Source organism: uncultured Capnocytophaga sp. (assembly GCF_938029845.1).
In the GTDB taxonomy this organism is placed as follows: domain Bacteria; phylum Bacteroidota; class Bacteroidia; order Flavobacteriales; family Flavobacteriaceae; genus Capnocytophaga.
In genome coordinates this window covers 19,844-30,231 of sequence record NZ_CALHGG010000138.1, presented here as the reverse complement: position 1 = coordinate 30,231, position 10,388 = coordinate 19,844, and the positions used below count along the sequence as shown (strand labels likewise).

Sequence of the window (10,388 nt, the reverse complement as noted above, 5' to 3'; positions counted from 1 at the left end):
ACTTGCTGGAGTCGCAGGGTTGCCATTGACCTTATCATTGCTAAGTACATCCACTTCTCCTCCCTTGGTTACAGATGTGTTAGGATCGTTATTCGCCTCAATAGTAGTAGCTGGCGCTGTTACCTTAATCTCTGCAACGGCGCTCTTGACTGTACCACAACTTCCTGTTACCTCTACATAGTAGAACTTACTTCCTACGGTAGCCGTAGAAGGTGTATAGCTTGGACTATTGCTACCTACTGCGGTACCGGTAGCTGTAGCAGAGTTAGCCTCAAACCATTGGTATCTAAGAGTTCCTTCGCCTGTAGCTGTTACTGTAAGCGGTGTAGCGGTAGCACCCTTTACATAAGTGGCACCTGTTGGGTTGGTAGTGGTGGTTGCAACCTTTTTTGCTTTGATTACAAAGCTAGCTGAAGCTAAAGACTCACAATTATTGATACTCTTAGCCGTGATGGTATAAGTACCAACAGCAAGACCTGTAATCTCATGGGTGCTTGTGTTCACTGTAAGCTGTGTGCTACCATTCCAATAAGTCTGGCCAGATACATAGTTAGTAATCTTAGCCACCGTTGGACTAGTACAGCTGGCAGGGGTTAGGGTTACCACTGGTTTAGCAGGTGTTGGGAGCTTGTCAGCTATATCAAAATCCACTGCGGCAGCACTACAAGTACCACGTTTTATAGTCAATGTATAAGTACCTGCTGTGGTAAGCCCAGTAATATTACCAGTACTATTTACTGTACCAACAACTGTTCCATTGCTATTGGTTATCACAAAGGTTTCTCCATGTGTATAATCCGTATAGTTGCTTACCTTGGCTGCGCTCATCAGTGTACAAGTAGGTGGTGCTACTGCTACAGTAGGTGTAGCTGGAACAGGCAGTGCATTAGCTATGGTAAAGGTCACTTCCCCTGAAGTACAAGTACCCTGTGTTGCTTTGATCTTATAAGTACCTGCTGCTGTAATACCTCCTATTGCTCCGTCAGCAGCTACTGAAGTACCTGCAACGGTCGTATTGGTACTATCGGTTATGGTATAGGTAATACCAGGAGCATGGTTGGTTACCTTAGCCACTGTTGCCACCCCACAAGTAGCAGGTGTTGTTGCTATGACTGGGTTGGCCACACTTCCTATGGTTACTTGAGTAGCTACTCTTGTGGTCTCACAAGTAACAACTCCGCCATTAGAGGCTGTCTCTGCCACATAATAAGTAGCGGTAGAGAGTAAGTTGGTACGTGTAAGTGGGGTTCCCCCTGTAGCTACGTTATAGATTCTGATAGAGTTATCGCTATCGTTAGTATCTATGGCCTTCCAAAGGGTATCTACGGTAGTACCTGTACAATATGCATACGCTGCTTGTGGAGTAGGTCTCTGTACGAGAGTTACTACGATGGCTTGCCTATCACTCTCACACTTACCTATCTGAGTAGCAGTATAGTAATAAGTAGTGGCATTAAGCACGGTAGTATCTGCCAAGTTTGCAGAATCGGTAACGGTTGCATATACTTTCAATGTACCTATAAGGGTCTGAGCCAATTGCGCTTTGAGATCGGCCACTGTAGCGCCCTGACAGAGATTTACTGCAGTAAGTGCCGGCTTAGTGGTAATATCCTGAATGGTAACCTTTGCTCTTTGGCTAATTTTATCAGCACCACAGTAACTATGTACTTCCACATAATAATATGAAGTACCAATGGTAGTTGTCTCAGGAGTATAAGTGTCCTGAGCTACTGTCGTACTAAGCTCTGTTCTTACTATTACATCTGCTAATGTAACTGCATCCACCTTATGCCATTGGTAAGTAAATGGAGGAGTCCCTTTAGCCTTGATTAGTAGTGGACTCACTGAAGTGTCCCCTTTACAGTACTTCTCTTCAGCTGTAGAGAGGTCAGTATCAATAGCCGTATTTTCTGTTACTGTAATAGGTGTGCGAGCACTAGTTACATCAGTACCACAAGCGCTACTTACCACTACATAGTAATAAGCGGTTCCTATGGTAGTTACCACAGGTGTATAGCTATCCTCATCGTTGTTCGTGTTAGCTTCCGTTCTTACAAGTGTACCTACATCAGTAGCATTTGCTGCTTTATACCATTTGTAAGTAAAAGGAGCGGTTCCTTTAGCCTTGATCAAAAGATCCAAAACCGTAGTATCATCTTTACAATATTTCTTTTCGGTTGTATTAAGATTGGTGTCAATAGCTGTTGGCTCAGTCACCACTACCTCAGCAACGTTACTTACCGCTGGAGTACAAGCTGTATCACTGGATACAACAGCATAATAGTAAGTGGTACCTACGATGCTAGTTGGTACAGTAAAGGTATTGGCTGTCTCGCCTGAGATAGCTGTACCTCCTGTATTGCTATTGGAGGTGTTTTTATACCATTGTACTGAACGTGTACCATCGCCTGTGTGTGCTATAGATAGGGTCAGTGTGCTATCCTTACAAGGTTTGCTCAAAGCCACAGGTTGCGTGGTAATAGCTGGCAAGGATTGAATGGTAATCTTAGCCCTTTGGCTGGCCTTATCATCGCCACAATCACTCTTTACCACTACATAGTAATAGGAAGTACCTACAGTGTCTGTAGCAGGGGTATAAGTATCTTGATTGGTCGTAACATTGGCCTGAGTTCTTACCACTGTACCTGTTTCGGTAGTGTTGGTTGCCTTATACCAAGTATAGGTAAAATTGCCGGTTCCTTCAGCGGTTACCGAAAGTGCCGCAGCATTGGTAGCGCCCTTACAGTATTTCACCTCTGTTGTGCTTAGGTCAGCAGTTATGGCTGTTACCTTGGTAAGCACTACCTTCAATTGGACACGAGAGGTCTCACAGTTACCCAATGCAGAAGTAGTGGAAGACTCTGCTACATAGTAATTACCTGCTCTTAGAACCGCATTTCTTGCAAGGACAGTACCTCCTGAAGCGTTCTCATAGAACTTGAGGGAACGGTCAGAGTCATTCGCATCTATATCGTCCCAAAGGGTTTCCAACTTAGTACCTGCACAATAGGTATAGGTAGCATTCACGGTCGGTTTGGCCACTAAGGTAACCAGCAACGCCCTACGATCACTCTCACACTTGGCAGGATCAGTATCCTGTAAGGAGAAGTAGTAAGTCGTATTGTCCGTTAAGGCTGTTGTATCTGTTATCGGAGTCGTATCCGTATTAGTAGCATATACCCGTAGTGTACCCACATTTTGAGGGGTATTATCTATATAATCCTTAAGATCAGCTATGGTAGCTCCGGTACAGAAAGTACCTGCTGTAGGTGCATTAGGTGTAGCAGTCTTACGAGTGATACGTACTACCAAGGCCGTCTTTTCACTGGGGCACTTGCCTGCTTCCTCTATAGTATAGAAGTAGGAGTTAGCTTCATATACATTATCATTATCTCCCTGTAATACCCAGCGGTTATTGTTGTCACGGACAAATATTCTAGCATCATTCCCCACTACAGTCTTTAGGTCGCTCACCTTAGGTTGCTGACCTACAGCCTTACATACCTCAAAAGTCTTAGGGGTAGCCACCGTTACATTAGGATTCTTTTTAATAATTAAAGGCACCTTAGTACTACGACACTTACCTGTCTCTTCAGCAGAGAAGTAGATTGCATTGTTCCAATCCACAAAGGTATTATCCGACATATTTCCTGTTCCACGTCCTTGATGTATCTTTACATTGGAATAACCAAAGTCAGTTTGCATCTTAGTAATCAGTTCTCCTACGGTGATTTCTTCACAGATGGTTACTGTTTTAGTTTCCACTTGGGTCATTTCATTCTGACCCGGTCTTACACTAAATGGTAAGGAGACACATTTGCCTGCTTCTTGTACGGTAAAGTAGAAAAGCTCAGATTGAATGAATTCTCTATTACTTGTATATTCATTGGCAGGAATGGCTTCGGGGGCAGAATAAAACTTAAAGGTCGCTCCCGTAGGATATCTTTCCTGTAATTTTGTCTTAATCTGTGTCAGAGTAGTACGCAACCCATAATAGCCTATATAGAAACATACATCTACCTGCTCGTTTTTAGCTGTGGTACGAGGGGTAAAGGTAAAGTTAACCTGTTGAGGCGCTGTTACACATTGGTAAATATTCTTCGCATAATCATACTGTTCATTATTATCTATCAAAGCATCATCAGCCAATGGAACGGTTGTCCCTCTTCTATAAATGAGAACATTAGCAGCATCGGATGGATCTATCAAGGCTTTGAGGGAAGCTATGGTCGTGAGCTGGCAACCTACATCACCTAAATTTTTAACTGTTACACCTGTCTCTCCCTTTATAGTAACTTTGATAGGCTCTTCTGGGGTACAATAGCCATTTTTGGTTAGGCGTAACCAATAGTCCTGACTGCTACCATTAGGAGTAGACAAGCTAGTGGAACCTACCAATGGAGAGGTTCTTGCCCTAGCATTGGATTCAGTGGCATACCAAGTAAAATCGGGTTGTAGTGCAGTTACCTTAGGTGAGCCTTTGATAATCTCCTGCTTGATTTCGTCCAAGGTTACATTGGCATTACAAACCTTAATGGTAGTTTTAGGCTGGAAATCAACGAGCTCTTTCACTGTCAATTTGGCTTCTTGGTGGGTTATCACCTCCCCACAAGGAGATAATACTTCGTAATAGAAGGTATAACTACCCATCCCCAATGGTTTTTGTCCTCCATTACGAGGTCTAAGATTGATCTTGTGATTATTAGGCACAGCAATTACTCCCGAAGCCTCTCTAATACGCACTGTAGCTCCCGTTGGTAGGTTAGCAGCTAAGTGACTATTAGGTATATTGAATAGGCTTTCTACATCGAATACTGTAGTACCTGTAATACACTTAAGTACCTCCCCATTATTAGGATTCAATGAAGCAATAGTAACGGCCAATTGTTGGAACTGGAAAGCCTGTACCTTATCCGTAACACAAGTCTCTATAGCATGCTGTGACGGTATCTTGATCCTTACTTTATACTTTTTAGCAAAATCTGTAGTGGTAAGGGATGGAATGGTATAAGAAAATCCTGTTGCTAAAGTAGCCGAAGGATTGTCTTCGCGATACCACTCTACTTGTACATTAGGTCCTAAGTCAGTGATAGTGAGTTTTACCTCTTGCCCTGTACAATAATAATCACGCTTGGGCTGCGGTATGATCTTAGGTTGTTGTATATTGGCGATCGTAAGCTCTTTTTCTACTGTCTTTCCACAAGCATCGGTGATGGCAAACTTATAGGCATTGTTGGTATTGTTACCATCCAAGTTGATAAAAAATTGGTCTCCCGTCTGTGTCCTTGCCACTGAGGTATCGGGGGTGGTACTCCCTGCAGGGAGCTTATGTACCAACTTATAGGTAAAAGGAGCAGTACCCCCTTCTGGAGTAAGGATAACGTGGTATTTCTTATCATCACAACCAAAGCCTAACACCTCAATTCTTCTAAGTTCTCCAGCGAACTCACGTTCGGCAATCACTCTTTGGCATTCGTAACCATTTTCTAAGTTTTTGATACGGCGTACAATACGGAACTTACCTACTTTTCCTAAGCCCTCATCGGTAGTTTTTCGATTGATAGGCGTATTATAAGGAAGGCCTGCATAAGCCCATTCTTCCCATACTTGGTCGTCTTCCTTATAATGCTGTATCACGAATTCAGACTGATTATAGCGCCAGTCTTCAGTACCTCCCAGTGTAATACTTCCTTGTACTACTGGCTCACAACCAGGAGCAAAGGAAAGATTATAGGTCTGTCCTGCAATCTGGGGAACATGATTCGGAATTGTGATATTATTACATACATCCGTTATTCTAAGTTTATATTTTCCTTTAGGCAAATCACGTACATACCAATTGTTTTCATCTGCCCTATTATTATCGGTAAGGGTATAAGGTAGGCTAAGGGAAGTACCACCTATGGTACCAGAGGTATGAACCACATTGGCTGTATCTGTATATTCTATAATTTCTATCTTTTTGACAGCCGCCCCATTGATTCTGGTAATTCGTATAGAACCATTAGGTGCTGTAGTATTGGTAGCTCCTTCACAGCTGGCTATCACTTCTATATCTACTCCAACTGCTGTGGGAGGTACAGTTACGATAACTGGATCCAAATCCGCATAACGGGTTGGGTCACACTCATCATCCACCAAGCGGAAGTTGAAAGTATCTCCATTGCGCAAATAGTCAGGAATGACTACCGTTTGGAAATCATAAGAGCTAAAGAGAATTTTTTTAGCATACTTCCCTCTTAGTAATGGATTAGAGTGGTTAGCAGGCATCAGAGAAAAGCCAGCTCCTGCATAGTTGAATAAGTCATTAGCAGGTCTAGTAGGGCCTTGCTCTATCACCAAATAGGTGTTCAGGGTCGCTTGGGAATCCCTTCTATGTTTGTAACGAAGCCGTAGCTGTGTGGTATGGCAGGCCGTAGGCGAAGTGCCATCGTTGGCCACCTCCACCATCGCATTTTCAATAGGATTATAGAGGACAGAGGTAACCTCGGCCAAGGAGGTCGTATTACCACACATGGTAATATCCGCCTTTATCTTCCAAGTTCCCGATTTGTTAGGCAAATTGAACTCCTGAAAGTTAGAGGTTGCCACTAAGGCTTCCCCATAGTAATATTTAGGCAAATAGGTATCAAGGTCTGTCTTATTATTAATGACATAGGTAGGAGTATATACCACTCCATCAGGGTCTGTAAAAGTAAATTTTACAGTAAGAGGATAATTGAAAGCATCGGAATCCACTGCTTTTTTGATTCCTGTACCATATAAATATAAGGCATCAAATTGCGCCTTGGTACAGTTAAACTCTTTCCCCGATATGGGTGTATAAAGATGGGTAAAAGTGAAAGACTCATCAGTAATGCTAATAGACTGAGGAGTAGGGTTTGCTCCACAGAAATTCTCTACCTTAACCACATAATTACCTGCAGTAAGGCCTGTAAAAATATTGGAGGTCTGGTGTACCGTATCTGGGCGCACAGGGGTGACCCCATCAGACTGATATAAGGTATAGTATACAGGATAGTTAGCAGCATGATTACCCCACTGGTCTTGATTGATATCCACACGGATACCTAAAGAAGTAGCCCCACATATCTTAGGTATTTGAGAGACAGTAAAGGCAATAGTCTTGACATCATTCTTGATCTCAATCTCAGAGGACTCCGCAGGCTCAGGCCATGAACCAGATTTGCGCTTGGCTATCACATAGTACTTGCCCGCCGCCAAAGAGATAGCTCCTGTATGAGGCTTTGCTGTAGAGAAATCATAGGTCTCATTGTGTTTTCTGAGGTAGAAATTATAATTAGCATTATTCACACCTGTCCCTACCACTTTAAAGCGAATCGCCCCACTGGTACCACACCACTCTTGCTCTACACGAATAGCAAGCTTGACATCAGTCTCAGGGGTAATGGTATAGTTAAAGCCTGTCTGAAAACTACAACCATCTTTCTCAGCCTTGAGCGAATACCTACGCACTACATTGACAGGGCTATCTATCTCAAGATCCACAAATTCCTCTGTTCCTGAGGTGTAAGTAAAAGACTTACTGTTTCCATCATTGTCCGTAACCGTATAAGTTGTCCCTATCAAAGGATACTTAATGGTAATGGTAGCTTTTTCTCCTTTGGTAATCTTATCAAAGTAAGTTACACGCGTCTCACTCAGTGCCTTAAGGATATTAGGGTCACAAGTTTGTGCTTTTACTAAGCCAAAGAAAGGAGCTAAAAACAAGAGTATCAAACAGATACGCTTATAAGTATTTAGTTCTTTCATAATTAAAAACAATTAATGATTTGAGGACAAAGATAAACATTTTTTATGATTTCAAACAAATTTTATTTATATTTTTTTTATTTTTCTTATCAACATTTTTTATCAGTTTTGACGTAATTTGTGAATAACTTTTTATAGAGCATATACCATGATCAAATATAACACGGGAATACTCTCTACAAAAAGACTACTATAAAAGGGGGATTGGTTCTCTTGTGCACAAAGAAGTAAAAAGACTGTGATACATGCTGTTATCAACTGAGCATATACAAGAGATAAGGGATAGCTAAGAACTGCTAATAAGACAAATATACCCATGAGAAGCACTCCTATCACTTTGGTTTTCAGGATTCCAAAAGCTGTAGAAAAGGTTTGTAGATAGGGGGTATCAATATATTTATCACGAATATCAAAAGGAAGTATTAGCACCACTACCCAAAGGAAGTATTGCAAAGCAAGAATAGTTACAGAATAAGTACAAAGAGGTACTTCATAGGCTGACAAAGGTAGATATACACCACCCAAGACCCAACAAAAAGCAACTATGCTAATTTTAAGATAAGGGATATTACGAAGAGGCATCCTAAGAAAAGGAGCATTATAGGCTATACTAAGCACTGCAGAAAGAAAGAAGATAGCCCTACCCCACCATGAGAGGATAAGAAAAGACACACAAGCAATAGCAGCCAAAAACCTCCACCAAGGACATTCATACCTCAAGCGACGTTCCTTCGCATAGGAATAAGAAAGAATTGTCCCGACCCATAGAGAGAGAAGCTCCCCATAAGCTATAGGAAGATGGAAAATAAGCAAGGTGCTGACAGCTAAAGAAGTAACAGCAGTGGCCACAATGAGATTTTTCTCAATTAGCCAATGAATGCCGGCAAGGAGCTTTTGTTTCATTCCTTCACTACCTCTATACTTACTTGTAAATTACCTTTGTTAGGATTGTCAGTGATTTGCATAAAGGCCTTTCGGGAGAGATCAAGGTCTTTTCCTTTGGTAAAGGGACCACGGTCATTGACTTTCACCACTACTGATTTGCCATTGATAGGATTGGTTACTTTAAGTATCGTACCAAAAGGATATGTACGATGGGCGGCGGTGAGTTTATTATTGTTAAAAACTTCTCCGCTAGCAGTTTTACGTCCGTTAAACTTATTATGGTAATAGGTAGCCACCCCACTGGCCTTCCCCTCAACTGATACAGTAGCAGTAGGTGCTTTTTTTTGAGAAGTCTTATGGGAATGTGTAGTTTTAGAGTGTTTTCGCTGCTGTGTAGTCTTAGTAGTATGACAGCTTACCAAAAACAAAAAAAGGAAAAGATATAGAAAACGCATAAGAATGAAAAATAGAAAATAAAGAGTGAATAGTTATTTTACACTGTTCACTCTTCATTAAGATAAAGTTCAATAAGTCCTTCGGGGGCTTCTACGATAATCCTCTTATCCTTGCGATTAACCTCCTTAAGAAAATCATCATGCAAAGGAATAAGGATTTGTTGTCCCTCATGTTCTATTTCAAAAATTGGCTGGGAGGATCGGTCATTGACATGAGTAATAACCCCTACCCTACCATAATTTACATCAACCACTTCAAAGCCAATTACCTCGTGGTAGTAAAACTTATTACCTGAGAGTTTGGGTAAAAGCGAGAGAGGTAAGAAAAGGGATTGCTTAAGGAGTGCCTCTGCATCTCTCTCTGTATCCACCTCTTCAAACTTGATTCTAAGCAAATTAGCCTTGTGATAGCTACATTTTTGTATAAAAAAAGGAATCAGTTCCCTGCCTAATTCGACAAAAACTGATTCCCTATTTTCTAACAAGGAGCTATCATCCGTGTCTATTTTGACAAGGACTTCTCCTTTAAAGCTAAATTTGGAGACAATTGTACCTACAAAGAAACAATCTTCCTTCCTCATTAAGCTTCCGATTCTTGAGCGGGTGCTTCTTCAGCAGGTGCTGCTGTAGCTTCCTGAGCCTTAGCTGCTTGCGCTTCTTTACGTTTTTGGCTATAAGCTTGTTCTGCTTTTACACTTTCTTGCTTAGCAGAGACTTTACCTTTGTGAAGCGATTCTTTTTTAGCAGTAATTTTTTGCTCTTTTTCTTTTTGCCATGCTTCAAACTTAGCATCAGCTTGTTCTTGGGTAAGAGCGCCTTTCTTTACTCCTCCTTGTAAGTGATACTTTAGCATTACCCCTTTGTAAGAAAGGATACGACGTGCTGTTTCTGTAGGTTGTGCACCAAAGTGTAACCACTTGATAGCCTCATCAATATCAAGCTCAATCTGAGCTGGATTGCTGTTAGGGTTGTAAGTACCTATTTTTTGGAGGAACTTACCATCGCGGGGAGCTCGTACGTCAGCAGCTACTACCCAATAAAAAGGTTTCCCTTTTTTACCATGTCTTTGTAATCTAATTTTTACAGGCATATAATTAAGACTTGTGAGGTTCACGACCTCTATTAATAAATCGGGGGCAAAGGTAAAACATTTTTATTTTATGAGCAAATTTTTTTCATTCAAGATTTTAGAGATATAGTTTAAGGGATAAAGGAGTATAACTTACTAATTTTCTAAAGGGTAATACGGATCACATTCTTTTTTCAAAATTCTGA

5 protein-coding genes are annotated in these 10,388 nt (G+C 41.4%); all 5 read right to left on the bottom strand.

Annotation, left to right across the window (positions count from 1 at the left end; genetic code table 11):
- The coding region (locus Q0625_RS09870) for a hypothetical protein (RefSeq protein WP_298826527.1) at window positions 1-7,773 on the bottom strand (7,773 nt) is incomplete at its 3' end.
- A 132-nt stretch (window positions 7,774-7,905) separates the two neighbouring features.
- Window positions 7,906-8,676, bottom strand: a complete 771-nt coding sequence (locus Q0625_RS09865) for a hypothetical protein (protein WP_298826524.1) — start codon at window positions 8,674-8,676, stop codon at window positions 7,906-7,908.
- Window positions 8,673-9,113 (bottom strand): septal ring lytic transglycosylase RlpA family protein, encoded by a 441-nt coding sequence (locus Q0625_RS09860; RefSeq protein WP_298826521.1) that lies wholly within the window; start codon window positions 9,111-9,113, stop codon window positions 8,673-8,675. Before Q0625_RS09860 ends, Q0625_RS09865 begins: the two co-directional genes overlap by 4 nt.
- Window positions 9,114-9,160: 47 nt before the next feature.
- On the bottom strand, window positions 9,161-9,694 hold the full coding sequence (rimM, locus tag Q0625_RS09855; RefSeq protein ID WP_298826518.1) for a ribosome maturation factor RimM: 534 nt from the start codon (window positions 9,692-9,694) through the stop codon (window positions 9,161-9,163).
- Window positions 9,694-10,203, bottom strand: a complete 510-nt coding sequence (locus Q0625_RS09850) for a 30S ribosomal protein S16 (protein WP_298826515.1) — start codon at window positions 10,201-10,203, stop codon at window positions 9,694-9,696. Before Q0625_RS09850 ends, rimM begins: the two co-directional genes overlap by 1 nt.
- Window positions 10,204-10,388: the final 185 nt, after the last annotated feature.

Bases quoted from the DNA above. Each gene is read 5' to 3' on its own strand.
- rimM (WP_298826518.1), bottom strand. From the start codon at position 9,694: ATGAGGAAGGAAGATTGTTTCTTTGTAGGTACAATTGTCTCCAAATTT.
- Q0625_RS09850 (WP_298826515.1), bottom strand. From the start codon at position 10,203: ATGCCTGTAAAAATTAGATTACAAAGACATGGTAAAAAAGGGAAACCT.
- Q0625_RS09865 (WP_298826524.1), bottom strand. From the start codon at position 8,676: ATGAAACAAAAGCTCCTTGCCGGCATTCATTGGCTAATTGAGAAAAAT.
- Q0625_RS09860 (WP_298826521.1), bottom strand. From the start codon at position 9,113: ATGCGTTTTCTATATCTTTTCCTTTTTTTGTTTTTGGTAAGCTGTCAT.